The sequence below is a fragment of the Arthrobacter sp. ISL-95 genome, from assembly GCF_018613695.1.
In the GTDB taxonomy this organism is placed as follows: Bacteria; Actinomycetota; Actinomycetes; order Actinomycetales; family Micrococcaceae; genus Arthrobacter.
In genome coordinates, this window is sequence record NZ_JAGGPR010000005.1 from 100,945 (window position 1) to 126,478 (window position 25,534).

Annotated in this window: 22 protein-coding genes; 14 read left to right on the top strand and 8 right to left on the bottom strand. The window is 62.0% G+C overall.

From position 1 onward, the window contains the following. Positions 1–137 precede the first annotated feature (137 nt). The 5 genes from J7I86_RS06635 to J7I86_RS06655 all read left to right on the top strand — a co-directional run bounded on the left by J7I86_RS06635 (position 138) and on the right by J7I86_RS06655 (position 9,513). Positions 138–2,219: an Hsp70 family protein gene (locus J7I86_RS06635; protein WP_214817800.1), complete on the top strand. Its 2,082-nt coding sequence runs from the start codon at positions 138–140 to the stop codon at positions 2,217–2,219. Between the two features lie 3 nt (positions 2,220–2,222). Next, the gene (locus tag J7I86_RS06640; RefSeq protein ID WP_214817803.1) at positions 2,223–4,373 is read left to right on the top strand and encodes a LuxR C-terminal-related transcriptional regulator; all 2,151 of its coding nucleotides are present in this window, start codon (positions 2,223–2,225) and stop codon (positions 4,371–4,373) included. Between the two features lie 175 nt (positions 4,374–4,548). Beyond that, positions 4,549–5,961 (top strand): IniB N-terminal domain-containing protein, encoded by a 1,413-nt coding sequence (locus tag J7I86_RS06645; RefSeq protein ID WP_214817806.1) that lies wholly within the window; start codon positions 4,549–4,551, stop codon positions 5,959–5,961. A 166-nt stretch (positions 5,962–6,127) separates the two neighbouring features. Further along, positions 6,128–8,041 (top strand): dynamin family protein, encoded by a 1,914-nt coding sequence (locus tag J7I86_RS06650; RefSeq protein ID WP_286179443.1) that lies wholly within the window; start codon positions 6,128–6,130, stop codon positions 8,039–8,041. After that, the gene (locus J7I86_RS06655) at positions 8,038–9,513 is read left to right on the top strand and encodes a dynamin family protein (RefSeq protein WP_214817833.1); all 1,476 of its coding nucleotides are present in this window, start codon (positions 8,038–8,040) and stop codon (positions 9,511–9,513) included. The genes J7I86_RS06650 and J7I86_RS06655 overlap by 4 nt, the downstream gene beginning before the upstream one ends. On the opposite strand, the gene J7I86_RS06660 is transcribed toward J7I86_RS06655, so the two are convergent. Next, complete coding sequence (locus tag J7I86_RS06660; RefSeq protein WP_214817836.1) at positions 9,494–10,111, bottom strand: hypothetical protein; 618 nt, start codon at positions 10,109–10,111, stop codon at positions 9,494–9,496. The genes J7I86_RS06655 and J7I86_RS06660 overlap by 20 nt on opposite strands. 6 nt (positions 10,112–10,117) lie before the next feature. Beyond that, a complete protein-coding gene (locus J7I86_RS06665; protein ID WP_214817839.1) occupies positions 10,118–10,558 on the bottom strand; it encodes a PLD nuclease N-terminal domain-containing protein in 441 nt (146 codons plus the stop codon). A gap of 87 nt (positions 10,559–10,645) precedes the next feature. Here J7I86_RS06665 and J7I86_RS06670 point away from each other — a divergent pair, with 87 nt between their 5' ends. Then, on the top strand, positions 10,646–10,957 hold the full coding sequence (locus tag J7I86_RS06670) for a DUF4229 domain-containing protein (protein ID WP_214817843.1): 312 nt from the start codon (positions 10,646–10,648) through the stop codon (positions 10,955–10,957). Between the two features lie 72 nt (positions 10,958–11,029). On the opposite strand, the gene J7I86_RS06675 is transcribed toward J7I86_RS06670, so the two are convergent. From J7I86_RS06675 to J7I86_RS06700, 6 genes are all read right to left on the bottom strand, one after another. Beyond that, the gene (locus tag J7I86_RS06675) at positions 11,030–11,911 is read right to left on the bottom strand and encodes a 1,4-dihydroxy-2-naphthoate polyprenyltransferase (RefSeq protein WP_214817856.1); all 882 of its coding nucleotides are present in this window, start codon (positions 11,909–11,911) and stop codon (positions 11,030–11,032) included. Between the two features lie 59 nt (positions 11,912–11,970). Further along, positions 11,971–13,110: an AMP-binding protein gene (locus J7I86_RS06680; RefSeq protein ID WP_214817865.1), complete on the bottom strand. Its 1,140-nt coding sequence runs from the start codon at positions 13,108–13,110 to the stop codon at positions 11,971–11,973. 7 nt (positions 13,111–13,117) lie between these two features. After that, the gene (locus tag J7I86_RS06685; protein ID WP_214817869.1) at positions 13,118–14,080 is read right to left on the bottom strand and encodes a 1,4-dihydroxy-2-naphthoyl-CoA synthase; all 963 of its coding nucleotides are present in this window, start codon (positions 14,078–14,080) and stop codon (positions 13,118–13,120) included. A 21-nt stretch (positions 14,081–14,101) separates the two neighbouring features. Further along, complete coding sequence (locus J7I86_RS06690; RefSeq protein WP_214817872.1) at positions 14,102–14,539, bottom strand: VOC family protein; 438 nt, start codon at positions 14,537–14,539, stop codon at positions 14,102–14,104. A 67-nt stretch (positions 14,540–14,606) separates the two neighbouring features. Then, on the bottom strand, positions 14,607–15,335 hold the full coding sequence (locus J7I86_RS06695) for a CPBP family intramembrane glutamic endopeptidase (RefSeq protein WP_214817881.1): 729 nt from the start codon (positions 15,333–15,335) through the stop codon (positions 14,607–14,609). A gap of 90 nt (positions 15,336–15,425) precedes the next feature. Beyond that, a complete protein-coding gene (locus J7I86_RS06700) occupies positions 15,426–16,676 on the bottom strand; it encodes an Nramp family divalent metal transporter (protein ID WP_214817892.1) in 1,251 nt (416 codons plus the stop codon). A 242-nt stretch (positions 16,677–16,918) separates the two neighbouring features. On the opposite strand from J7I86_RS06700, the gene J7I86_RS06705 reads away from it, so the two are divergent. From J7I86_RS06705 to J7I86_RS06735, 8 genes are all read left to right on the top strand, one after another. Beyond that, positions 16,919–18,583 carry an ABC-F family ATP-binding cassette domain-containing protein gene (locus tag J7I86_RS06705; protein ID WP_214817896.1) on the top strand — a complete coding sequence of 555 codons (1,665 nt, stop codon included), beginning with the start codon at positions 16,919–16,921 and terminating at the stop codon, positions 18,581–18,583. Positions 18,584–18,722: 139 nt separating this feature from the next. Then, a complete protein-coding gene (locus J7I86_RS06710; RefSeq protein WP_214817899.1) occupies positions 18,723–19,070 on the top strand; it encodes a molybdopterin oxidoreductase in 348 nt (115 codons plus the stop codon). Between the two features lie 43 nt (positions 19,071–19,113). Next, positions 19,114–19,992 (top strand): FAD-dependent oxidoreductase, encoded by an 879-nt coding sequence (locus J7I86_RS06715; protein WP_309476679.1) that lies wholly within the window; start codon positions 19,114–19,116, stop codon positions 19,990–19,992. Positions 19,993–20,212: 220 nt separating this feature from the next. After that, positions 20,213–21,676 (top strand): amino acid permease, encoded by a 1,464-nt coding sequence (locus J7I86_RS06720; RefSeq protein WP_214817904.1) that lies wholly within the window; start codon positions 20,213–20,215, stop codon positions 21,674–21,676. A gap of 778 nt (positions 21,677–22,454) precedes the next feature. Further along, positions 22,455–23,273: an exodeoxyribonuclease VII large subunit gene (locus tag J7I86_RS06725; RefSeq protein ID WP_396019865.1), complete on the top strand. Its 819-nt coding sequence runs from the start codon at positions 22,455–22,457 to the stop codon at positions 23,271–23,273. Between the two features lie 241 nt (positions 23,274–23,514). Beyond that, positions 23,515–24,600, top strand: a complete 1,086-nt coding sequence (locus J7I86_RS06730) for a hypothetical protein (RefSeq protein ID WP_214817906.1) — start codon at positions 23,515–23,517, stop codon at positions 24,598–24,600. Between the two features lie 42 nt (positions 24,601–24,642). Continuing rightward, on the top strand, positions 24,643–24,774 hold the full coding sequence (locus J7I86_RS22660) for a hypothetical protein (protein ID WP_286179444.1): 132 nt from the start codon (positions 24,643–24,645) through the stop codon (positions 24,772–24,774). Next, positions 24,774–25,430 (top strand): pentapeptide repeat-containing protein, encoded by a 657-nt coding sequence (locus J7I86_RS06735; protein WP_214817908.1) that lies wholly within the window; start codon positions 24,774–24,776, stop codon positions 25,428–25,430. The genes J7I86_RS22660 and J7I86_RS06735 overlap by 1 nt, the downstream gene beginning before the upstream one ends. The last annotated feature ends 104 nt before the right edge of the window (positions 25,431–25,534 follow it).

Consider the following 25,534-nt stretch of genomic DNA (forward strand, 5'->3'; position numbering starts at 1 on the left):
TGACAAATCGGTGTAGCAATTATGACAAGTTGGTGTTGCGACTAAGCCTGTTGCCCGTCCGGGGCAGGTGCTAACTTGTTCAGAACCCGCTTGTGATGCAGCCCGCTAGCGACGCGCCGTGACCTTTTGAGGTATCCATGAGCTATGTTCTCGCCATTGACGTCGGAACAAGTTTTACCGCCGCAGCCCTTGTCAAAGCCCACCAAGGCCCTGCCCCGGCCCCTGAGATTCTTTCGCTGGGATTGCATGGCAGCGCTGTGCCCTCCGTGTTGTTTTATGCCGATGACAGCCGGGTTTTGGTAGGTGAAGCGGCCGAACGTCGCGGGCTGGACGATCCCCAGCGCATGGTGCGGGAATTCAAACGTCGGATAGGTGACTCCGTTCCCCTCTCTGTGGGTGCGAGTTGGCTGGCACCCGAGGATGTGTATGCCACCATGGCCCGGTGGGTGGTGGACAAGGCCGAAGAGCGTGAGGGCAGCTCGCCGTCGTCGATCATCATGACGCACCCCGCGGCCTGGGGTCAGCACCGCACCTCGCTGGTCCTCGCAGCGCTCAACATGGAGGGCCTGCAGGACATTACCCTGATCAGTGAGCCGGAAGCGGCAGCCCTGCATTATGCCTCCCAAACGCGCGTGGAGGATGGCAGCATCATAGCGGTGTATGACCTCGGCGGTGGTACTTTCGACACCGCTGTCCTCCGCAAAGCGGGCGCCGGCAACTTTGAGCTACTAGGCCGTCCCGACGGCATTGAAACCCTTGGCGGCGCCGATTTCGACGCCGCCGTCCTGCGCCACGTGATGGGACACCTTGGTGACGTCCCGCCCATGGACCCGAGCTCTCCCGAAACCCTGGCAGCGCTGTCCCGGTTGAGGCGTGAATGCCGGGAAGCCAAGGAGGCCCTGTCCCTGGACAGCGAAGCCAGCGTGGCTGTGTCCCTGCCCGGCACCCAGCTGTCGGTTCGGTTGGTCCGATCCGAATTCGAGGCGATGATCGAGGCCCCTGTCAGGGACACCGTGGACGCCCTCGAACGCAGCCTGCGAAGCGTCAACCTCGAAGCCCGGGACCTCAGCGCAGTGCTGCTGATTGGCGGATCATCGCGCATTCCTCTTGTGGCAGAGCTGATTTCCGTGGAACTGGACCGTCCGATCGCCGTCGACGCCGATCCCAAGTCCTCCATCTGCCTTGGTGCCGCTGTAGCTGGGCTGCGCTCTCAGGGGGCGGACGCAGTGGATGCCGCGGCAGCCGCAGCTTCCGGATCTGTGGAATCAGCCGCTGCCGCTGCCCTGGGGCGGCCACACGTCCCGAGCCGGGCTCCTGCTTTTGTCCACCCCAAAGGCGTCTCCGCCAAGCCAGGTAAGCATGCACAACGGCCCCGCGTCCGGATGGCAACAGCGGCCGCGGCAGCAGCAACCGTGCTGACCATCGCGACCGCCACAGCGGCTCAGAGCCCCGAAGGCACCGGACTGCTGTCCACCATCTTCGGCAACCAGGCAGCGGACGTCATGCGCGACGGCGGTGCGCAAGCCTCCGGGGCACAGGGTGGTGGCGCTGCTGGCGGCGCCGCCGGTGCCGTTCCGGTGGTTGGTGGACCGGCGGCGGGGCTAGAGGCGAGCGCTAAAGCCGCCAGGGCTGGGTCCAACGGACGGGCGCCGACCAAACAGGGTACAACGAACGCGGGGACAGGGAGCGCGGGCACCGGCTCGGGGACCACTGCGGGTACAGGCGCCGGCGCGGCCGGAGGCCCCACCTCAGGTACGGCTGCCGGCGGAACAGGCGGCACCACCACACCATCTACGCCCGGAACGGGAACTCCTGCCGCTCCGGGCACCCAGACGACGCCTCCAGCTACTCCTCCGCCAACAACCCCTGAACCTGAGCCGACTGGAGGTGCCGCGAGCGGACCGACGACTCCTCCGCCAACCACCACGCCCTCGACTCCTCCGGCAACTACACCCGCGGACCCGGTCACCCCGCCCGCGGACCCGGTCACCCCGCCTGCCGATCCGGTCACCCCGCCAGCGGACCCGGTCACCCCGCCAGCGGACCCGGTCACCCCGCCGCCATCGCCGGAGCCCGAGCCGACGGTCGTCCAAGACACACCGCCGTCGCCGGAACCAACACTGCCGCAGGACACCACGCCACCGGCCGCCCCTGAACCAGCGCCAATACCAACGGAAACCAGCCCTGCTTTGGATCCAGCGCTGCTCTCGGCGGTTTAACCAATGACGGGACACGACCATAAGCCCGGGCACCATAAGCCCGGACACCATGGGCCCGCGGCAGACGATCACCCCCTCAATGAAACAACCGATACCTTGGATGCAGATTTGGCACCCGAGCCGACATACGGAACTGCGCTGTCCGATGGGACTATGCTGCCCAACGGGCATAGGCTGTCCGGCGGACCTGCGGCCGTTCGTGAGCTGCTTCTGGCCTTGTCAGTAGGGTTCTCCATCCCATCGCCCTTACCGGACGACTTGGTGGACTACGCAGGCCGCCGCAACCACCAAGGGCTGGACTCACTCGTTGCCGAGGCCAAGGATGCCGGGCTGCTGTCTGATGACGGGACCGTGGTGGGGACTGCGCGGTACGCCCTGCTGAAGGAAACCCCCACTGCCCGAATTCGTTCCCTGCAAAGGGAACTGGTGGACAAGACCATCCAGGGCGGCCAGCCGTTAGGGGAACTAGCCCGTGACCTCGCGCGGACCGGGTTCAAGGATCACCGAGTTGTGTCTGAGCTGGAACGTTCCGCAGATAGTGCCTTGGACGCTGACCCACAGTTGGCCGCAGAGCTGTATGCCGAAGCACTTTTGGCCGGGGGAGACGAGGCTTCCAAGGCCGCGAGACGCGCCCAGGCTTCAGCAGCAACCGGTGACTTGGACGCCGCAGGAAGAACAGCGGATCGACTCCTCGCCGATCCCGAGGCGCCGGACCTTCGCTTGGGAGCGGACGTAGCCGCGGCCGTCTGGGCGCAGCGTGGAATGCTGTCCAGGAGCGCCGATACTTACAGCTGGCTCGGCCCGGACAGGATCGGCAGTTCAGCCCCTCTTGCTGCAGTAGCCATGATCGGTACGGGAAACTCAGCGGCCGCCGAGGAGCTTCTGGCAGTTGCTGCGCCTGTCCGTTCGCCGACCCTCCTGGCGGTGGCTTTGTCACTAACCCAGGAAGGGCTCCACCGAACCTTGGGACCCGCGCCGGAACTGGCGCTGCCTGAACTCATCAGGGCCTCGGACATGATGAACGCTGCAGGCACATCCATCCCCCTACCGGAAACACCCGGCGCCCTGGCTGCCTTATGCGCCCTCCACAGCGGGGAGCCGGAGGTATCGGACACTGTACTCAAAGCAGCGCTGGCAGCCGGCCAAGGAGGCGACGCAGCCCGGCCGCGGCTGTTCCTGTTGCGGGCCTGGTCCTCCATGCAGCAGGACAACGCCGACGACGCCCGCCTGGCCATCAACGAGGCCGTCAAAGCCAACCACTGGTCCTTGGCACCCCGGGACGAGTTCGTGCTGGCCGCATTGGAAGTGGGCCTTGCCCGGCGAGGCAGTGACGTACACGAGCTCGTGCTGGCTTGGGAAAGGGCCCGCGAAGCGATGATGCACGTGTCCGTGGATCTTTACAGCCTTCTGCCATGGGGCGAACTCATGATCACCGCTGCCCGTCTGCGGGAATCAAGGAGGGTTAGCCATTATCTGGAAAACGCCTGGGATTTGCTGGGGAGGCTGGGCAACCCGCCCTTGTGGTCGGTGCCATTGCATTGGGCTGCCGTGCAGGCGGCCTTGCTGAGCGAAGACCCTGCCGGGCTTGCACCGCACGCCGCTGCCTTAGTGCGCGCTTCTGAAAACAGCCATCTGGCATCTGTGCTCGCCACCGGAGGTAGGGCTTGGGTCTCGGTTCTGGCAGGCCGTTTTGAAGCGTTCGACGTCGAAACAGCGGCCCGCGGGTTGGCCGCCGTCGGGATGCCTTGGGAAGGCGCCCGCTTGGCGGGCCATGCCGCAGCGCACGCGGATGAGCGACGCGACATGGTGAAACTGCTGGCGTGTGCCAGGGATATTCACCCCCAAGGCGCGGCGCCTTCTACTGGTGCGTCGCAGCGGCAGGAGGATGCCCGAATTACCGCTCAACCCGTCATGGACGACGGCGTTGGACTAGGCGCCCCTGACTCCTCAGGGCTCAGTGCCCGGGAACGCGAAGTGGGCCGGCTCATCCTGGAGGGCAAAACCTACCGGGAAATCGGTGAGGCCATCTACATCTCACCCCGCACAGCGGAGCACCACGTGGCACGCATGCGACGACGCCTTGGGGCGGAAAACCGCTCAGAACTTCTGGTCCGCCTGCGGCTCGCGTTAGGGGAGGGGTACCCGCCTCCGTAAGTGGCCACCCCCTCCACCCCCTAACCCGCAACCCCACCATCCCCTAACGGTGAATGAAGCGGTAGGGGGACCACCCCCGATGCCCGGTCACCACCGCCGGCAATACGTTGAATGCAAGCCCGGCAAAGGCGCCGGGCGAACTAAAATCCATCACAGAATTTGAGGGAGCACTCCAATGCCTACACTCGCACAACAGCTCGTGCAGTTCCTGATGAGCCTGTTCAACGATCCCGATGCCGCTGAAGAGTTCGTACGGGATCCCGAAGCAGCGCTCGCCGCGGCGGGTCTCCGCGACGTCTCCTCGGCCGACGTCGACGCCGTTCGCCCCGTAGTCCTCGACTATGCACCCATCAACGCCCGTTCGTCGTTCGATCGCGAATACAACACCGGCGGCAACCACGCATCCACCGGTGGCTGGGACGGTGGCGGCCAAGGCGGCGGCCGCCCCCATGGCGATGGCGGACGGCCGAACCACGATGATGACGACAATGATCACGACGGCGGTGGCCAGGGCGGTGCCGGCGGTGGCGGTTGGGGCGGTCACGATGATGATCACGACGGCGGTGGCCAGGGCGGTGCCGGCGGCGGCGGTTGGGGAGGTCACGATGATGATCACGACGGTGGCGGCAACGGCGGCGGCGGCGGTTGGGGCGGTCACGATGATGATCACGATGGCGGCGGCAACGGCGGCGGCGGCGGCGGCCACGATGGCGGCGATTGGGACGACCATGCACACGCCGTTCAGCAGCTTGTCCACGTGGTGAACAACTACTCGTACACCACCAACATCGACGACCGCGATACGATCACCGATCAGTCGGTCAACCAGAACATCTGGGCGGACGGCGATGTCACGCAACTCTTCAACCAAGATGCTGTAGTTGCCTCCGGTGACGGCGCGGTTGCTGCGGGCGACGATGTCAGCAATGTGGGCAATACGACCACGACTACAACCACCAACAACAACCAAAACCACTCGGTGAACATCACCGAATCCGGCGACGGCGACATTGAAATTGGCAACACGGACATCGAGGTCAAGGATTCCTTCAACGACGATCACTCCGTGACCAAGGATTCCTACAACACGGATGTGGACGTTGATGTGGACATCGAGGACTCCTTCAATGAGGACAGCTCGACGCACACCACCACCAACAACACCAGCATCAGCGATTCGTTCAACGACAGTTCCCAGGACAACTCCACGGATGTTGATGTTGACGTCGATGCTGAGTTCAGGGATTCGTTCAACGACAACTCGGACAATTCGGATAACTCCGTCAACGTCGCCGACTCCTTCAATGACAACTCCACGGATGTGGATGTCGAAGACGTTCAGCTCATCAACGATTCCATCGTGGTCCAGGACAACGAGCTGGAGGTAGACAACTCCACCAACCTCGATGTGGAGGACGTGCAGGTCAACTACGATTCGACGGTCATCCAGGACAACGAGTTGGACCTCGAGTACACCAACGTGGAGGACAACACTGTCATCGCCGACAACGAGCTCGACGTGGATGTGGAATACAACGACATCGACGACTCGATCGTGGTTGCCAAGAACGATGTGGAAATCGACTAACACCAAAGAGATCCGAACGTCGTAACGATCAAAGACACGACGTTGACGAACACCCCCAGCAGTGCCCGGCAGACGCCACAACGTCTGTCGGGCACTTCGTGGCCTCACGGGATCAGTCGGCTGAGGCAATTAGAGCAAAGGACAGACGGTGGCGGAAACAGGACACATGAGCACATTGGTGGAGCAGGGCATGGCGCTTGTGGGGGACCGGAACGACCTCCGGCGCCGACTGGAAAACACCCTCAACCGCTTGGGTGATCCAAGTGTTCGCGTGATAGTTGTGGGTGAATTCAAACAGGGGAAGAGCCAGCTCATCAACGCCTTGGTGAACGCACCTGTCTGCCCGGTGGATGACGACATCGCCACCTCGGTCCCTACGGTTGTACGGCAGGGGGATCCGGCGTCGGCCGTTGTCCTGGTTCCCGGCCAGCACAGCAGCGCGCCGGCGCTCGAAGGGGAGACCGGCGGAGGCGAAAGCGGGTTGGAACGGCAACCGGTGCAACTGGATCAACTCGCAGAGTACGTCTCCGAAAAAGGCAATCCTGGCAACACAAAGAACATCGTGGCGGCCGAAGTTTCACTGCCCCGGAAACTGCTGGCAGGGGGACTGACGATCGTGGATTCCCCTGGCGTTGGTGGCCTGGGCTCAACACACACGCTGACTACGCTGACTGCCCTGCCATCGGCGCACGCCATGGTGTTCGTCTCCGACGCTTCCCAGGAGTACACCGAGCCGGAGATGCGGTTCCTGCGTCAGGCGATGCGTATCAGTCCGAACGTCATGTGCGTGCTGTCCAAAACTGACCTTTATCCCAGTTGGCACCAGATCGCAGAGCTGGATCAGAGGCACTTGGCTGGCGTCGGCCCTGATATCCCACTGTTTCCGGTGTCCTCGGAATTGCGGCTCCATGCGGCCCGGCTGCAGGACCCCGAGCTGAATACCGAATCAGGGTTTCCAGCGCTTATCGGCCATCTGCGGAACAACATTGTGGGCGGGGCAGCCAGAATGCAACGCAGATCCGTCAGCAATGACCTTTTGTCCGTCACCGAAAACCTTAGGCTCGCCCTGCAGTCGGAACTTGAAGCCCTGGAGAATCCTGCAGGAACCCCGCAGATGATCGCCGGCCTGAATGCGGCGAAGGAGGACGCAGACTCGCTGCGCAAACGCTCCGCACGGTGGCAGATAACCCTTAATGACGGCATCGGGGACCTGATCGCCGACATGGAGTATGACCTGAGGGACCGGCTGCGCAGAATCCAACGTGAGGCTGAAACAGCCATCGACCAAGGTGATCCGGGACCCGCGTGGGAACAGTTCACGCAGTGGCTGGAACAGAGCACGGCAGCTGCGGTTTCGGATACCTTTGTGTGGACCAGCGAACGTGCTCAATGGTTGGCCACCCAGGTGGCGGAGCACTTCTCAGAAGATGAGGTGGCCCTTCCCGCCTTGAAAGTGGCAAACACCGGCGGCGTACTGGACCCCGTAGCCGACATTCAGGAAATGAAGGACGGCAGGCTTGGACCGCTACAGAAGATGCTGATCGGGATGCGCGGCTCCTACGGGGGTGTGCTGATGTTCGGCCTCCTGACAGGCCTCTTTGGGATGGCCCTCATTAACCCGCTATCAGTGGGGGCCGGCCTGATGCTGGGCCGGAAAGCCTATAGGGAAGACAAAGAGGCGCGGCTCAAGCAACGGCAATCAGAAGCCAAGATCCTGGTCCGGAAGCACGTGGACGATGTTGTGTTCCAAGTGGGCAAGCAGCTCAAGGACAGGCTGCGCCTGGTCCAGCGCGCCACACGGGATCACTTCACGGAGATCGCCGAGGAACACCACCGTTCCTTGACGGAATCCGTGGCGGCCGCCCAGAAAGCGGCAGCCACGTACGCCGTGGAACGGGACATGAGAATCAAAGAGATACGGAACCAGCTCAAGGCAGTGGATGCCCTGGCCAAGGCCGCGCAGCAGCTGCCTCAGGATCCGCCCGCGGGCGCACGGGCCAGCACCGCGCCCCAAGCCACCCCTCAGGCCACCCCCGCCCCTCAGGCCACAACAGAAACGTCGGCGGTCCCGGCAGGATGATGGACCCGGGCATCGCGGGAGCCTCGGATCTGCTCCGGCAAGCGAAGGAGATCTTCCAGCACGACGCAGCGGCGCTCGAGGTGGTAAATGAGCTCGAGGGCAGGCTGGAGGGGCCTCTTCGGATAGCAGTGGCCGGTATGGTCAAGGCCGGCAAATCCACTCTTCTCAACGCAATCATCGGGGAAGAGATAGCACCCACCGACGCCGGGGAATGCACTCGGATCGTCACCTGGTACCGCTACGGTCACACCCCCAGGATCACGCTCCATCCCATCCTGGGTGAGCCGCAAGCGTTACCGGTTACCCGTAAGGATGGCCGTCTGGTCTTCAACCTGGGCGATGTCCGGGCAGAGGACGTGGAACGCCTCGTTGTGGATTGGCCGGCTGCGAGCCTGCGGGATTTGACCCTGATCGACACCCCGGGGATTGCCTCGTTGTCCCAGGACGTATCAGAACGGTCCACGGAGTTCCTCCTCCCCGAAGACGCCCCCATGGCGGCCGATGCCGTCATCTATCTCATGCGGCATCTCCACGCCTCCGATGTCAGGTTCCTCGAATCCTTCAAAGACACTGCCGCGGGCCAATCCGGGACCGTGAACGCCTTGGCGGTCTTGTCCCGTGCCGACGAGATCGGTGCAGGAAGAATCGATTCCCTCATTTCCGCAGCCGTGATCGCCGACAGGTACAGCAGGGACCAGAACCTCAGGCCACTTGCCCTGGGAGTTGTCCCCGTGGCCGGCCTGCTGGCGCAAAGCTCGCGGACCATGCGCCAAACAGACTTCGAAGCCATGAAAGTGCTGGCCCGGATGGACAGGAATCAGCGGGAGAGACTGATGCTGTCAGCGGACCTCTTCGTACGCGCCACCGGGCCCGCAGGGCTTGGACAGGACGCCAAAGCGTCCCTGGTGCAAAAGTTCGGCCTGTTTGGCATCCGCCTTGGTGTTGCCCTGATCCGGGGTGGCATCAGCAACCCCACGGAACTGGCCCATGAGTTGGCACGGCGTAGCGGCCTTGGCCAGTTGCTCGACAACATCGCCTCTTTGTTCCAAACGCGAGCGGACGCACTCAAGGCTCGTGCCGCCGTCGTGGGCTTGGAAGCCTTGCTGCGCGGTTCGCCGAGGGACGTAGCGCTGCTGCTCGAAGCGAATCTGGAACGGCTTAAGGCCGGTGCGCACGAGTTCCGGGAGTTGAAACTCCTCGCGACGCTTCGGACGGAAGGCCTGGGCCTGACCCCGGAGCTGTCTGCTGAGGCAGAGCGTTTGGTAGGCGGCCGAGGGAGTACCCCTCCACTGCGGCTGGGCTTGGATCCGGCGGCAACCCTGGAACAGATCAGTGAAACGGCACGGAGCCACCTGAATCGTTGGCGTGTGATCGCGGAGAACCCGCTCACTGAGCCGGCTGCACTGGACGCATGCCGCATAGTCCTCCGCAGTTGCGAAGGGATGCTGGCGGCTATTCCCGCCGTCCGCTAGCTGCCCGTTCGCTGAGCAACCAATTGGTGGTGGTTGGGAGGAACAGCAGGATCAGGGCCGCCGCGGCAAGGATGAATTGGGCCGCCAACAGCGCCGTTGTCAGGGTGCCGTCGGCTCCGGGCGCCACCACGAAGTCGGCGGTGATAACGGTGACCACCGCGTGCAGGATGACCAGAGGGGCAAGCGCCCAGCGAGCCCAGACGCGGCGTTTGAACAAGACGGCCAGCAGGATCGCTTCCATGGCCACCACCAGGGCAAGCATGGTGAGGCTTCCCAGGAACACGACGGCGGTGGCCCCCTCCACTGCGTTGGCGTCGCCGTCGGGAACCATGCCTCCAATGACGCCCTTCAGGCGTTCGAAGTGTGAGTCGCGGCCCAGAAAGCCTGTTGCCACAACGGCGATCCCGGCGACGAAGCTGGCCACCCACAGGGAACGGGAGACTCGCGCGGGTGCCGGAGGCTTGACTACCGCTGCGATGGGCGGCGGCGTGGAGAGGGAGACTCCGGGGCGTGGTGGTGGTGCGGGGGGTGACGCGGGCCCGCTGACTGATGGCGAGGAGGAAGGTGTCTGCCGTGAACCATCAGCTTGCTGGGCCATGTTTCCCTACTTCAACTCGTCCGTGTCATGGGGATCCGGCTCGGTGCGCTTGGCATCGCCGGGTTTGAATCCGTTGCTTTTGGCGTCGCCGCTGCTGTCGGCGGGCTTTTCGTTAAGACCGCGTTCCTTGGCTTCCAGGTCCGCCTTGAGCTTCTTCAGGCGCTCGTCTTCAGCCTGATCACGGCGGCGGGTTTCCAGATTGCGGAGGAATTCGGGGTCGTCGTCGGGGGCCGTGGGCTGGTGGCGGACGGGTTTGGCCGTGGGTTTGTTGTAAGGCCGGCCGAAGATGAACCAGAGGACGGCACCCAGCAGCGGCAGGACGATCATCACAATGATCCATGCGGTCTTTGAAATGCCGCGCGTTTGGTGGCGGTCCGTCCGTATGACGTCCACCAGGGCATAGACGAAGATGACTAGAACAATAACGACGCCTACAACCCGGAGCATGCACCAAGTCTAGTCGCCGGAAGCCAATCACTGGGCGCCCTCTTTCGGCTGTGATCAGAGTGCAACCATCAGGGCGGCTAAACTTGGATGGTGGCTTTCCTGAAGTATTCCCTCATCCGTCTGGTTCTGTTCGTGCCGTTGTTCGTGCTTTTCGCCTATCTGGGGGTTGGATGGGTGTTGGCCGTGGTCTTCGCCGGGCTGATCTCCTTCGCCATCAGCTACCTCTTCTTCCAGAAACAGCGCGACGCCGCCACTGCGGCCATGCGTGAACGTTTCTCCGGGCGGGCCAAGCCGATCCGCACCGCAGGCGAGGTTGAAGACGCCGAGGCTGAAGACGGCTTGGTAGAGAAAAACCCGGACATCGCCGTGAACAACGACAAACGGCCGGGCACTGTCTAAGTCCTTATACAGCTAACGCCCCCAAGAGAGCTTCTTGGGGGCGTTAGCTGTACAAAAACTCGTATGAAAAGCTCAGAAGCCCCGGCTCAGGATCAGTCCCAGCGAGAACAGCAGGCTGTAGCCGAGGTTGATCAGGCCGGTCTGCTTGAGTACCGGGATGAGGCTCTTGCGCTTCTTGCCATTCACCATGAGCCAGGCAGGCATGAGGCAGGCCGGAATCAGGAGCAGGACAATCAGCATCCACGGCTTGGTGGGTGCCAGGACGATCACCAGCAGTATGGCAACGGCCAGCATCAGCACGTAGCTTTCGCGTGCATGACGGTCACCAAGCCGCACTGCAAGGGTCCGTTTCCCGGCGGCCGTATCCGTGGGGATATCCCGGACGTTGTTGGCCATCAGCAATGCGCAGGCGATGAGCCCGGTTCCGATTGCACCGATCACCGCGGCGAGGCTGACCTGCCCGGCCTGGGTGTAGGTGGTTCCGAGCGTCGCCACGAGCCCGAAAAACACGAAGACAAAGACGTCGCCCAAGCCCAGGTACCCGTAGGGGTTCTTGCCGCCGGTGTATCCCCAAGCCGCCAGGACGCAGCCGATGCCCACCAGGATCAGCCACCACGTCTGGGTAATGATCACCAGGATCAGGCCGCAAATCATCGCCGCCCCGAACAGCGCAAACGCCGCCCATTTCACTTGCTCGGGTTTCGCGGCGCCGGAACCAACCAAGCGAAGGGGGCCTACGCGGTCCTCGTCCGTGCCGCGGATGCCGTCGGAGTAGTCGTTGGCGTAGTTCACGCCGACTTGAAGCAGGAGCGCCACAAGTGCTGCCAGGATCGCGTTCGGCAGACGGAAAGCGTGGAGCTCGTAGGCCGCTGCCGAACCGATGAGGACCGGCGCGATTGCCGCGGGCAGTGTGCGGAGCCGGGCTCCTTGAATCCATTGTGCAGCTGTCGCCACGTGCAGTACCTCGTGTATTTCGCGGTTGATCTTTAGTCAGGCTCGGGAGGAGAACTTGTCTATTGTCCCTGATGCAGATTGGAAAGAAGGTCAATCATTGCCATGCGGTCAGGTTTTCCGTTCGGGAGCATCGGCAATTCCTTGTCAGCCAGCACTGTCTTGGGCGCCAGGACACCCAGTGCTTCCTCGCGGCGGGCGGTGAAACCCTTGACACCCTCCGGCGAAGGATCAGTCACGGCAACATATGCCGCCACGGCCTGGCCCCATTCGCGCGACGGGACGCCTGTTACGAAAGCCGCGGTGACGCCGTCGAGCTCTTCCAGCTTGCCTTGGATGTACGCGGCGGAGGCCTTGACTCCACCGGTGATGATTACGTCGTCCGCGCGGCCCAGAACGGTGAGTTTGCCGTCGTCGGACAATTCCCCAAGATCTCCCGTGACGTACCAGCGGACCCCGTCTTCTTCGAAGAACGCTGCCTTTGAAGCCCGGGCAGCGTCCAAATAACCCGCCGCGACCGTGTCGCCGCCCAGAAGGATGCGGCCTTCAAGCTCGCCCTCACCAATCCGGACCTCGACGCCGTCCAACGGCTCGCCGTCGTAAACGCACCCGCCGCAGGTCTCGGCTGAGCCGTAGGTGGTCACAACCTTGAGTCCTTCGGCGTGGGCGGTGGCAAGGAGCTCAGTGGAAGCGGGCGCGCCGCCCAGCAGGATCGCGTCGAAGCGTCGCAGCACGGCGAGGGTTTCCGGAGCGGGGGAGTCCAACAGCCGCTGGAGCTGCGTGGGCACCAAGGAGGTGAACCGGATCTTGTCCGTCAGTTCCTCGGCGGCAGCGGTGAAGGCCTCGGGAGTGAAGCCGTTCGACTGGTCCATCGCCCAAGGACGCGTGCCCGCATAGAGCGAGCGGACCAGCACCTGCACGCCGGCCACAAACTGCAGCGGGAGTGCCAGCAGCCACTGGCCTTCACCACGCAAGGCCATGGCTGTGGACACCGAGGAGGCTGCGAGAGCGTCAACGGTGAGGATGGTTGCCTTGGGGGTGCCCGTGGAACCGGAGGTGCGCACCACCACGGCTGCCTCTTCCACGCCGGTCTCCACCGGAACCGCCTGCGGCTCGCCGTCGTCATCGAGGACGATTTCGACGGCGGGGCCCTCGCCATGGAGGGCAGCCATCAGGGCTTTCAATACGGGATCAATGTTCACAGTGGTCCTAGAAGTAGTACGGGAAGTTGGACCAGTCGGGGTCGCGTTTCTGGAGGAACGCTTCTTTGCCCTCCACGGCCTCGTCCGTCATGTACGCGAGGCGGGTTGCTTCGCCTGCGAAGACTTGCTGCCCGGCGAGGCCGTCGTCGGCCAGGTTGAAAGCGAACTTGAGCATCCGGATGGCCTGCGGTGACTGGCGCGCGATGTCCGCGGCGTACTCCAGGGCAACTTCTTCCAGCCGGGCGTGGTCAACGGCTTCGTTCACCGCACCCAAACGGACCATGTCCTCGGCGGAATATTCGCGCGCCAGGAAGAAGATTTCCCGCGCGGCTTTCTGACCGATTTGGCGGGCCAACAGCGCAGAGCCATACCCGGCGTCGAAACTTCCTACCGTTGCGTCCGTCTGCTTGAACTTGCCGTGCTCGCGGGAGGCGATGGTGAGGTCGCTGACTACGTGCAGCGAGTGGCCGCCGCCGGCCGCCCAACCGTTGACGACGGCGATGACCACCTTGGGCATGGTCCGCATGAGCCGCTGGACTTCCAGGATGTGGAGCCGGCCGGCGCGGGCGGGGTCGATAAATTCAGCGGAATCACCCGCAGCACCTTCCACCTGGTAGCGGTAGCCGTCACGCCCGCGGATCCGCTGGTCTCCGCCCGAGCAGAACGAGTGTCCGCCGTCTTTTTCCGAAGGCCCGTTACCCGTGAGCAGGACGGTGGCCACATCGGGTGTCATGCGTGCGTGGTCCATGGCGCGGTAGAGCTCGTCCACGGTGCCCGGGCGGAACGCGTTACGCACCTCGGGGCGGTTGAAGGCGATGCGGACCGTGGGGAGGTCCTTGATTGAGCCGTCCGTTGAACGCTCAACCTGCCGGTGGTAGGTCATGTCCTTGAAGTCGTCGAAGCCGGAAACTGTGCGCCAGCGTGAGGGGTCAAAGACGTCGGAAACCTTGGCAGGGAGTTGGTTGTTCACACCCTGAGTCTAGTAATGGCCTTAGCTGATGCAGAACTCGTTGCCCTCGGGGTCGGCCATGGTGTGCCATTCGTGGGGTCCCTGATTGGCGGTCCACAGGTGCTTGGCGCCTCGTGCTTCCAGCTGTTTCCGCACGTCATCCTTATCCCGGCCGTTCAGCCGGACGTCCCAGTGCACCCGGTTCTTGACGGACTTTTCGTTGGGATCGGTTTGGAACAGGATCCGCCGGCCGGTCTTGGGGTCTTTGTCCTCGGCGGGAACAATAGCGCAGCCCTCTGCCCATACGAGCTTGCCGTTGTGGGTGATGGTCTGGTCCTCGGTGGCATAACCCTGCTCGATCATGGACCGGATGAACGCTTCGTCCTGGGGCTCTACCGTCCATTCGAGGGTTTCTGCCCACCAATCGGCGAGTTCGTGCGGCTTACTGCAATCCACTACTACCTGTATGTTCAGCGTCATGCCCTCAAACTATTCCCGACGGCGAACGGCTGGGTAGGGGATTGCGGTCAGCTTCCGTCCGGATGATCTAGCTGGGTAGAAGTTCGGGCGGAACGGCGTAGATGAGGACGACGGCCATGAGGTTCTTGGCGGCGTGCACGAAGTAGGAGAACATCAGGTTCTTGCCAGTCCACACGTATACCGCCACCAGCACCATGGCCATTCCCAGGTACGGAGCCAGCGCAGGTAAGGCGAGTCCCTCGCGGCCCACCACATGGATTGATGCGAACACCACCACGGAGATCACGCAGCACATCCAGATGTTCAGGTGCCGCGACAACTTGCCGATCAAGAGATGCCGGAAGAGGTACTCCTCCACGAACGGACCAAGGATCACCAGCAGCGGCACCATCAACCACGCCGGAACCTGTTGCAGCATGCCCTGGATGCCCAGCTGGTTCTCAGAGCTTTGGGCGCTACCGAAAGCTGCCACCAGCAGGGCCGTAAGAATCAGCATCACCACAATGGCAAGTGGAACCATGCCCAGCGTGAACCACGGCCTGGTCCCAAGGATTTTGAGGTCGCGGCCGGCCACACGCCAGGTAGACGCTATGGCAAATATTCCTATGCCGGCATAGAAGATCGCATTAACGGCGTAGGACGCTGTGGCTGGGTTGGCGAAGAGCTGCAGCATCAGTTGGTTCAGCGTCTCGCCGGCCAGCAGGAAGTAGGCGGTGAAACCCACATATACGGCAATGGCAATGCCGTCCACGGCAGTGAATCTGTACAGAGGTGCCTTGGTGGAAAGAGTGCCCATGTGACCAGCCTAGCTTTGTCGGCATCGGGATCAGGAGCCCCAGGATCAGGAACGGTCTGTCAGCAACGGTCTGTCAGGAGCAGGCCGCCGTCAGGACTGGCCGGTCAGGGTCAAAGTGATAAGGACGCAGTTCAGACCCACGATCAGCACAGCACTGGTCCAGCCAGCGATGCGCAGCGGCATGGAGTCCGTGTGAATGCCCATCACATCCTTTTTCCCGGTCAAGCGGATCAACGGAATCAAGGCGAACGGGATGCCGAAGCTGAGCAGGACCTGGCTGAGTACCAGGGCCAGCGTTGGCTCGATGCCTGCACCCAGGACTATCAGGGCGGGGATCAAGGTGATGACTCGGCGTGTAAGCAGGGGAATCCGGACTTTGAGCAGGCCACCCATGATGGTGGCGCCGGCGTAGCAACCCACGGACGTGGATGCCAGTCCGGAGGCCAGCAGTCCGATGGCAAAAATCACTCCGATGGCAGGGCCAAGGGCGGACGTCACCGCTGCGTGTGCGCCGGCGATCGTGTCAGTGCCTTCAATGCCACGGAGGCTTGACGCTGCAAGAAGGAGCATGGATATGTTGACCACCCCGGCCAACAGGAGGGCACCCGCAACGTCCACTCGTGTGGCCCGTATCAACCGGGACCGAACCATGGGGTCGGGGGAGAAGCCGTGTCTGTCGCGGGCCAGGGCGGAGTGCAAATAGATGGCATGGGGCATCACTGTGGCTCCGAGCATGCTGGCTGCCAACAAGACGGTGTCAGTACCTTCAAAGCGCGGAACCAACCCTCCGAGGGCGCTGGCGGCATCCGGTGGATTGACGAACAAACCGGAGACAAAGCCCACCGCGATCACCCCGAGCAATACCAGGATGGCGTATTCGAACGATCTCTGTCCGCGCCGGGATTGAAGCGTCAGCAGCATCATGGACGCGATGCCAACTATGACGCCGCCGGCCAACAGCGGAAGCCCGAACAGCAGATTCAGGGCGACGGCTCCACCAATGACCTCTGCCATATCCGTAGCGCCGGCAACAACTTCGGCTTGCACCCAGTACAGCCGCCGCCGCTTTGTACCCAGCCGCTTGCCAAGAATCTCCGGGAGGCTCATTCCGGTGGCGAGGCCGAGTTTGGCCGATTGGTACTGCACCAGGACTGCCATGGCGTTTGCCACTACCAGCACCCAGACCAGCAAGTAGCCGTAGTTAGCCCCTGCAGTGAGGTTCGCGGCCACATTTCCCGGGTCCACGTAGGCGATCGCGGCAACGAAGGCCGGCCCCAGCAGCAGCAGCCGTGACCATACTCTGCCGGTTCCGGTACGTGTTTCCAGGGTGGGTGTAGCCATCAGGGTTCCTCGTCGTTGGGGGTACTTGGTATGAGGATACCGAAATTTAGGCATGCCGAAAAGTTTTATTTAGGGAGTCCAGTTGTTGTGTGACGTCTTGCTATCCCGGCCTGGAACTTGACCCATCCGCTTTTCGCCGTCAGGCTGGAGCAATGAAGTCTTGAGCGCGGCCCTTTCTGCGGCTGCATCCCCAGTACCCATATGGCTTTCTGCCACCCACTGCGGACTTGTTAGGATTCCTCTTGACTGACCACCTGCACCTTTCCGGCGTTTCCCATGGCTACGGGGACCGCGAACTCCTGAACGCTGTTGACCTCGCCATCCACCATGGCGAGCATGTGGCTATCGTCGGCGAAAACGGCGCCGGCAAATCCACCATGCTGCGCCTGCTGGCCGGTGTGGAGACGCCCGACGACGGCACGGCGGGTTTGTCCGGTAATCCCGGATACCGCGTGGGTTACCTCGCGCAAACCCACGGGTTCTCCGAGTCATTGACCGTAGGAGACGCCATTGATACTTCCTTGGCTTCGCTGCGTTCCCTGGAGGCACGCATCGCGGAGCTTGAGTCCGGCTTGGCTGACGCCGAATCAGAGGATTTGGAGCTCTACGGAAGCCTGCAAACGGAGTATCAACTCCGTGAAGGCTACGCTGCCGAATCCCGGGTGGAATCAGCGCTGGACAAGCTGGGGCTGGGAGGCTTGGACCGGCGTCGAACGCTCGGATCTTTGTCCGGCGGCGAGCAGGAGCGGGTAGCGCTGGCCTGCCTGCTGGCGGACCCGGCCGAGGCCTTGCTGCTGGACGAGCCAACCAACCATCTGGATGCCAACGGCACGGCATGGCTTGAGTCGAGGTTGGCGGCGCATCGCGGGACTGTTGTGGTGGTTTCCCACGACCGTGTGCTGCTGCGGAAGGTGGCCACCACCATCATTGAAGTGGATGCTGACCGGCGGTCCGTGAATCGGTATGGGAATGGCTACGAGGGCTACCTCCGCGAGAAAGCCGCCGAGCGTGCCCGCTGGATCCAGGAATACGATCAATGGCTCGACGCCATGGCTGCCGAACGTCTCCAAGCTGCCACGGTGGCGGATGGCATGGGCTATGGCCGCAAACGCGACAACGACAAAATGGGTTTCGACTTCAAGACTGGAACGTGGCAGCGCGCGGCTGCAAGCAAAGTCCGCAACGCCCAGGAGCGGCTGCGGAGGCTGGAGGACAACCCGGTGGATCGGCCGCCCGTGCCGCTGAAGCTGGCAGCACCGTCCCGGGCGGCGGCTGTGGCGGAGGTTGCGTCGGTTCCCGCCCTGGAAGCCTCTGGTGTGAGCATCCCCGGGCGGCTCCAGCCCACCGATCTTAGGGTGGAAACCGGACAAAAGGTGCTCATCACCGGACCCAACGGCGCCGGCAAATCCACGCTGCTGTCCGTCCTTGCCGGGACGCTGGAGCCAGCCACCGGGACGGTGACCGTCAACGGCAAAGTGGGATATCTGCAGCAGGAACTTGAGGCACCCGCCCGGCCAGGGCTGCGCCTGCTCCCCGCGTTTGCCGTCGGACTGGGCGGCAACATCGATGCACACGCGGAGGGGCTACTGCGGTTGGGCCTGTTCCGCCCGGCCGAGTTCCACGTTCCCGTGGGTGGCTTGTCCGCGGGCCAACAGCGTAGGCTGGCCCTCGCCCGGCTCCTCCTGGGTGGCTACGACACCATGATCGTGGACGAACCCACCAACCATCTGGCACCGGTGCTGGTGGAGCAGTTGGAGGCGGCGCTTGCCTCCTTTGAGGGGACGGTGGTGATCGTGAGCCACGACCGTGCGCTGGGGGAATGGTTCGATCACAGTGCTTCCGACCAAGCGCACACCGCCTCGGGTGCGTGGGTGCGCTACGGGATGCAGGGCGGCGAATTGCTCTAGTGCTTGCTGTGGCCTAACGCCGGTGAGCTGTTAGCAAAGTGATCGTTACCCTTTGGCGGGCAAGCGGAAACAAGGCATCGAGCGTCCTGAAACAACGGCAGCGCACCATGGGAAGGGAGCCTGCCGAAAGGACTTTCCCATGATCATTCAGAACCTCTTCCTGCAGGGCATCTACCACTTTGAGGGAGCAGGGCTGGACAAGCCGGTTCCCCTCCATGCCGAGCTCGCCCACTTCGTGCCCGACGGCGTGATTAATCAAACCCTCTACTTCCGCGGAGGCAATTCGAGCCCGGAACTCATCACGGTGGTGCTGATGCGGGACCGCACTCCCATACGTTATTTCCCCATTGGCGCCAAGAATGATGTGCACATCCCGCTCAGGGTAGTGGAGGACACCGAAGGCGGATCGGTGATCGAGCTTTTCATCGTCGCGCCGATCGGAATCAGGGGATACGTGGTGGTGGATCTGGGGATGGTGGAGCACTGATGAATGTGCTGATGAACAGGTCGCGCTGGTGAAGAATCGGCTGGTGGTGATTGGCAATGGAATGGCAGGTGCCCGGACCGTGGAAGAGATCCTTGGCAGAGGTGGTGCGGACCTTTTCGACATCACCATGTTCGGCGACGAGCCTTGCGGCAGCTACAACCGAACCAGGCTCGGCCGCGTCCTGTCCGGGGCGGACAGCGAGGATGACATATTCCTCAACTCCCTGCACTGGTACCGGGAGAACGACATCGCGCTTCATGCAGGGGTCCGGGTGGAACGCGTGGACAAGTTCAGCCGCCACGTGTTCGCCTCCGACGGCCGCGTGATCCAGTACGACCACCTGATCATCGCCACGGGCAGCCACTCGTACCTGCCGGCCATGGACGGGCTCTACACGCCCAGCGGAACCCTCCGGCAAGGAGTCTTCACCTTCCGAACCTTGGACGATGTCCGCAGGATGATGCAGTTCTCCCAGCAGAAGCGGCACCATCGCGCAGCAGTGATCGGCGGCGGCTCGTTTGGCCCGGACGCAGCCCACGGCCTACGAGCACATGGTCTGCATGTCGAGGTTCTTTCCGGCAGCCGAGCCATTGCGATCCTGGGGGACCACCACATCACCGGAGTGAGCGTACGCAACCAACCGGACATCGACTGCCACATGGTGGTGGTTTCCGCAGGTAGCAGACCGAACGTTGACCTCGCCGTCGTCAGTGGTTTGGCAGTGGAGCGCGGAATCGTGGTGGACGACCACCTGAAGGTGATGGACGAGGACGACGTTTACGGCGTGGGCGAGTGCGCCCAGCACCGCGGCGAGGTGTACGGGATGGTGGCGCCGTTGTGGGAGCAGGCAGCCGTGCTGGCTGACCACATCACGGGCTCGGATCGTAGTTCCATGTATCTGGGAACCAGAACTGCCTCGTAGCCGGAAGCGGCCCTATCCACAGCCCCTTGTTGCCTGCGTCACGGGCATTCGGGTTAATCCCGTAAGATGGACGGGTTGCGCGAAGCTTCGGCGTTCTGCGTTCTTTGTCACACTTCGGGCCCTCCAAAGAGGAAAAGCACGAATTATGTGTGCCAAAGCCGCCCGTGTTCCGGCACTGGCGTAACACCTACAGCAACACCCCAACCCACAAGGAACAGCTGTGCCGCAAAGTACTCCCACAGATCTCCAGAGCTCCAAGGCCTCATCTGCAGCCTCGGACTCCAACCTCAGCGCCGAGGGATATCAGAAGACCCTGAGCCGCCGTCACGTCACCATGATCGCCATGGGTGGCGCTATCGGCGTCGGCCTCTTCATGGGCGCCGGTGGCCGTCTGGCCTCCACCGGCCCGGCCCTGATCTTCTCCTACGCCATTGCCGGCGTCATCGCTTACCTGCTGATGCGCGCCCTCGGCGAACTCATCATGTACCGCCAAACCTCCGGCTCGTTCGTGAGCTACGCCGGCGAGATGTTCGGCAAGAAGGGCGCCTTCCTCTCCGGTTGGATGTACTTCATCAACTGGGCCATGACGGGCATTGCTGAGCTGATCGCGATCGGCCTGTACTTCCAGTTCTTCTTCCCCAACGTGCCCATTGAACTGTCCGCCATCGCAGCGCTGGTGCTGCTGGTGGCCGTGAACCTGTTCAGCGTCAAGGCGTTCGGTGAGTTCGAATTCTGGGCCTCCTGCCTCAAGGTCGCGGCAATCCTGATCTTCCTGGCTGTTGGTACCTTCATGGTTGTCACCAACGCCAAGGTGGGCGATGGCAACGCCTCCGTGGCCAACCTCTTCCACGAAGACGGCGGCATGTTCCCCAAGGGCGGCCTGGTGATGATCCTGGTCCTCAACGCCGTGATCTTCGCCTACAACGCCATCGAGTTGGTAGGTATCACCGCTGGTGAGATGGAAAACCCGGAACGCGAAGTTCCCAAGGCGATCCGCGCCGTCGTCATCCGTATTGTGGTGTTCTACGTCGGATCGGTGACGCTGCTCGCGATGCTGCTGCCGTCCGACCAGTACGTGGCCGGCACCTCACCCTTCGTGACTGTGTTCGGTCAGATGGGCCTCGGCTGGATGGGCGACGTCATGAACATGATCGTCATCACCGCCGCGTTGTCCTCCTGTAACTCCGGCCTGTACTCGATCGGCCGTATCTTCCGCACCATGGCCAACAACGGCCATGCCCCGCAGTGGCTCACCAAGATGTCCACGCGCCACGTGCCGTATGCGGCCATCCTGGCGATCGGCGGCGTCTACCTTGTAGGCATCCTGCTCAACATCTGGCTGGGTGGCTCGCACGCGTTCGACCTCGCACTGAACACCGCGTCCATCGGCGTGATCTTCACCTGGGGTTCAATCTTCGCCAGCCAGATTGCCCTCCGCAAAAAGCGCGGCAACGTCTCCTCCCTGCCGATGCCCGGTTCGCCGTGGACCAGCTGGGTTGGCCTCATCGCCCTGCTGGCCATTACCGTCCTGATCGGATTCGATTCCATGACGGACAAGGAAACCGGCGAGGTCTTCCTGCTGGGTCTGTGGACCCTTGCCACCATCCCGTTCTTCGCACTGGTGCTGTGGCTCGGATGGCAGAAGGTCAAGAACAACGAGCCCAAGAGCGAGCTGTTCAGCTAGACCTGCTCCTCAAGCATTCAAAACGCTTCAAACGCTCGACGGCGCGTGCTTCCTTGCGGGGGGCACGCGCCGTTTTGCGTTACGGGCCCAACGGAACGGACTTAAGTGGGCTTCTCGATCCTTTCGTGACGTTTGTGCGGAATATTTCTACGCCCAAAAGCTTGACTTGCACTCTAAATCGAGCCCTGCAAGTCTTCTGGTTCACGCAGAACCCCTCTCAACGCACTCTTTGAAAGGGAACCTGATCGGGTTGGGGACATATTGGTAGATTTCGAGCATGCGGGAACCCATCGGTTTCGCGGTGCAGCAGAAGATGTTGGAACAGTAATTTCGAGGGCAAGACGTCAATTTGACGGTTCTGGAATGCTTGTCGTTCAAGGTGAGTGCAGGCACAGGCGGCAGCTCGGCGAGGGGTGGATTTTCGACCTGGCAACATTGAATGGACGTTCTCTGGGTGTGGTGCGATGCAGCTTGTCCAAAGAGTCATCAAAGGCCGTCCAAACCTGGCTGTTCAAACATCAACGCTCGCTCTCTGGAGCCCTAACGATAGGGAATGTACTCACAGTTCAGGGGCGCATGGCCATTGACGACACTGGTCAGCTTGTATTGCGAGTGCAAAAAATCGCGGAGAATTTCAGCCGCTCGGGCCCCATGTATGCCCAAGACAAGCAAACAAGGGAGATTCTGCTGACAGCTGGCGTACCAGGCTCCAGAGTCACCGGAAGACAGCGAAGGTCTGGCTGATTTTTCCGGGGAGATTGCCAAGTCAGAACGATTCCTGACCGTAACCCGTAAGAATTTTAGGGGTTCAAGCGAGGCCGCTCCCGAGCTTCTGGAAGTCATGATCATGGAAGCCAACGAGGCCAAGTACGACCTGATCCTTATCATTCGCGGCGGGGGTGATTGGGCTTCGCTCCGCGCATACGACCATCCCGCGATGGCCCTGGCCGTTGCCCGCAGCAGCGTCCCTGTTGCTACTGCCATCGGGCACAAGTCCAACACATCAATGGTGGACAGGGCTGCCGTCTTTTCGTTCACAACACCGACAGCCGCCGGGAAAGCCCTCAACGCCGCAATCTGGAGCAGCACGAAGGCAAACGGGGCGCAAACTAAGAACAGGCAGCAAGAGCAGGCGCCCGCATTGGTGCGGTCCGCGCCTGTCGTCTCCAATGCGACAACTGCCCAGCTCAAATCTGCCCGCGAGGAGGTCGCTTCACTCAGGGAGACAGTCAATCTTATCTCCAGGACCCATATCTCCGACCTGATCGATGTCGCAGGTCAACGCGTCTGTCTTCTCTCCAAAGGAGTATCGGTGCTCACCGTAATTGCGTGCGTCGGAATGGTCATTTCTCAGGACGCGTTTCTCCCAATGCTGGGCATCACAGGAAGCTGGCTGTCCAACACCCTGTTTTCGGTCATCATCCTCGGCATCTGCTTCGCTGCACTGAAGGTGCAGCGTTCGCGCCGGCGTGGAGCTACCCAACCAGCACATCGGGATATGAAACGTCCACCGGCGAGCTTCAACTCGTGGCGGGACAGGATCAAACGAACGGTGACCATTCGAGAGCTGCGTCGGTTGATACGGCACAGCCCGTGATCAAGGGAGTCCTATGAGAACTAACCGAAAGATGTCCAGAGCCCGTCGTGGCGTCTCACTTCGCACCCGAACTTACCCACGCGAGCAACGGCGCGTTCTGGAGCCCACTGTTGATATAGATAGCTACATGGACCAGATCGGCGTCCGATGCCTGAGATCAGTCCTGATCGTTTCTTGCTCTGTGGCCCTTCTCTATTTTGTCGTCTGGCTGCTTCCGTTAACACAGCCCAAGACACAGCCCATGCCCCAGCTTTCAATAGGGTCGCTTCCCGGAGCATCGCTACTCACCGCATTCGGCGTGCTGGGTGCTCTTGTTTTCGCCGTATATATTGCGGCTCGCTCCCTGCCCAAAACAGAGAAAGAAGCAAGACCTGACTCGACTTTCCTTCTGAGCAGGCTCGCTGCGCTTTGCCTGCATGCCTCTACGGGGCTCTTTATCTTGACTGCGGTGGACATGTTCTACATAAGCCATCGCGTGGACGTTCTCAGGCTCGCAGGCTCCGCGTTCTTTGCTTTCCTGCTGGCGTATCCTTCAGCCGAGGCCCAAATACTTACAGACCAGTTGTCCAACGCCCACCGTAAGGAGGCCCGCAGGGAGGTCGACATCCAAAAGACGCGGGCCGTCCTACGGCGTCTTCCAGGTCACCGACCTACGCTGGGTAACACCATCGGCCAAGCCTTTGTGGCTACCCTGGCATTTCCATCCGTCATATCGGCAGTGGTGTGGCTCTCCACGGGAAAACCGAAGTTGGCGACGCTTACGCTCATTTCGGCCCTTTTTATGACGGTCGTTGCCTTCCTCAGCCTCCAACACCACTTACACTCCGTGTACCGATCCGTGAGTGCGGATATCGGAATGTTCTCCGCGTTTAAGACTCTCATGTTGATTAGCCTGGCATTGTCGGCCATTACAGTCGCTCCAACGGACGTGGACGTTTGGGCGTATTTTGTCATTGTCGGCCTGGCGGTAGTCCTGGTTCCGTTCTGGATTCTCGTAATATTCTGTGTCCCCCTGCCGAGAACATGCGCTCGTGGGCTTGTGCTGCACTCGGTAGCCCGGACGGAAGAACGCCGGCTTAGGCGCCTTGAGAAGGAAAGTGCATCACCTAAGCCGAAGGTCAACGAGCTTGCGCTACTAAGTCTGACTTCGTTCGCACCGGCCCCATTCGGCCTCGTAACTGCCTTGGCGGCATCCCGGGACATTAAAGCGTCAGGAGAACGAGGCAAACGAATCGTGTATACCGTCTACATCACCACCGCGGTCGTTCTTGGGGCTCTTGTCACCCTGCTGATTGCGCTTCCAACAGTTGTGGCCAACCTCAAATGAGAGTCAGTTGGGCGTGTCAGTGGTCGGGTCTAGGCTCGACGTATGGAATACACCACCACCTTGACGAAACACGTCAGTGCACGCCCGGAGAAGGATTGGGCCGTCACTCGGGATGAGACGGAACCCCGGCGCAGCACCAGCCACGACATCCCTTCCAAGGCGGAAGCCCTCTGATGGCGGCGGCAAAGGTTGCAGCGCCCAAGATTTCGCCGGTGCGGTTGGACGAACTGCGTGACGATGACGCCCCGGACTTCCAGCGTGGTGAAAGGTACGACGGCGTCAGGCTCACCCGGGTTTCTGCCGATGGAGAGGAACTGAGCGGCGCCGATTTCATTGAGTGCGAGCTGAACGGTGTCTCCTTCAACGAAGCTCAGCTGCGGGGCGCAACGTTCCGTGAGTGCATCTTCTCCGAGCCGTATGCGCCGGTCTTCATGGCTGCGCGGACTTCCTGGCAGGACGTGGAGATCACCAATCCCCGCTGGGGCTCGGCGGAACTCTATGAGGGGAACTGGCGCTCTGTCCGCATCGATGGCGGCAAGCTTGACTATGTGAACCTGCGTGGCTCCAAACTCATGGATATTCAGATCTCCGACTGCATCATCAATGAACTGGACTTCGGCGGCTGCACGGGAACACGGTTGGCCTTGAAGAACTGCACTATCGGCACGCTGGATGTCACGGGCGCCAAGCTGAAGGACGTAGATCTAAGGACCTCGGAGTTCAGGGGAATCAACGGATTGGCGGGGCTCGCAGGAGTGGTGATCGATGACTATCAGTTGAGCCTCATGGCACCGCTGTTGGCCGGACATTTAGGGATCCGAGTGATCTGATCCAGGGCTGGGGCCGGTCTCTGCTGATCCGTAACTGAGGCTTCAGCTGTTGACCGGTCCGCCGGGCCGTGTTCTTTATAGAACGAACGGTCGGTATATTATTC

Excerpts from the sequence above, each read along its gene's own strand:
- J7I86_RS06635 (WP_214817800.1), top strand. The coding sequence starts at position 138 with ATGAGCTATGTTCTCGCCATTGACGTCGGAACAAGTTTTACCGCCGCA.
- J7I86_RS06640 (WP_214817803.1), top strand. The coding sequence starts at position 2,223 with ATGACGGGACACGACCATAAGCCCGGGCACCATAAGCCCGGACACCAT.
- J7I86_RS06645 (WP_214817806.1), top strand. The coding sequence starts at position 4,549 with ATGCCTACACTCGCACAACAGCTCGTGCAGTTCCTGATGAGCCTGTTC.
- J7I86_RS06650 (WP_286179443.1), top strand. The coding sequence starts at position 6,128 with ATGAGCACATTGGTGGAGCAGGGCATGGCGCTTGTGGGGGACCGGAAC.
- J7I86_RS06655 (WP_214817833.1), top strand. The coding sequence starts at position 8,038 with ATGATGGACCCGGGCATCGCGGGAGCCTCGGATCTGCTCCGGCAAGCG.
- J7I86_RS06660 (WP_214817836.1), bottom strand. The coding sequence starts at position 10,111 with ATGGCCCAGCAAGCTGATGGTTCACGGCAGACACCTTCCTCCTCGCCA.
- J7I86_RS06665 (WP_214817839.1), bottom strand. The coding sequence starts at position 10,558 with ATGCTCCGGGTTGTAGGCGTCGTTATTGTTCTAGTCATCTTCGTCTAT.
- J7I86_RS06670 (WP_214817843.1), top strand. The coding sequence starts at position 10,646 with ATGGTGGCTTTCCTGAAGTATTCCCTCATCCGTCTGGTTCTGTTCGTG.
- J7I86_RS06690 (WP_214817872.1), bottom strand. The coding sequence starts at position 14,539 with ATGACGCTGAACATACAGGTAGTAGTGGATTGCAGTAAGCCGCACGAA.
- J7I86_RS06695 (WP_214817881.1), bottom strand. The coding sequence starts at position 15,335 with ATGGGCACTCTTTCCACCAAGGCACCTCTGTACAGATTCACTGCCGTG.
- J7I86_RS06700 (WP_214817892.1), bottom strand. The coding sequence starts at position 16,676 with ATGGCTACACCCACCCTGGAAACACGTACCGGAACCGGCAGAGTATGG.
- J7I86_RS06710 (WP_214817899.1), top strand. The coding sequence starts at position 18,723 with ATGATCATTCAGAACCTCTTCCTGCAGGGCATCTACCACTTTGAGGGA.
- J7I86_RS06730 (WP_214817906.1), top strand. The coding sequence starts at position 23,515 with ATGCCCCAGCTTTCAATAGGGTCGCTTCCCGGAGCATCGCTACTCACC.
- J7I86_RS22660 (WP_286179444.1), top strand. The coding sequence starts at position 24,643 with ATGGAATACACCACCACCTTGACGAAACACGTCAGTGCACGCCCGGAG.
- J7I86_RS06735 (WP_214817908.1), top strand. The coding sequence starts at position 24,774 with ATGGCGGCGGCAAAGGTTGCAGCGCCCAAGATTTCGCCGGTGCGGTTG.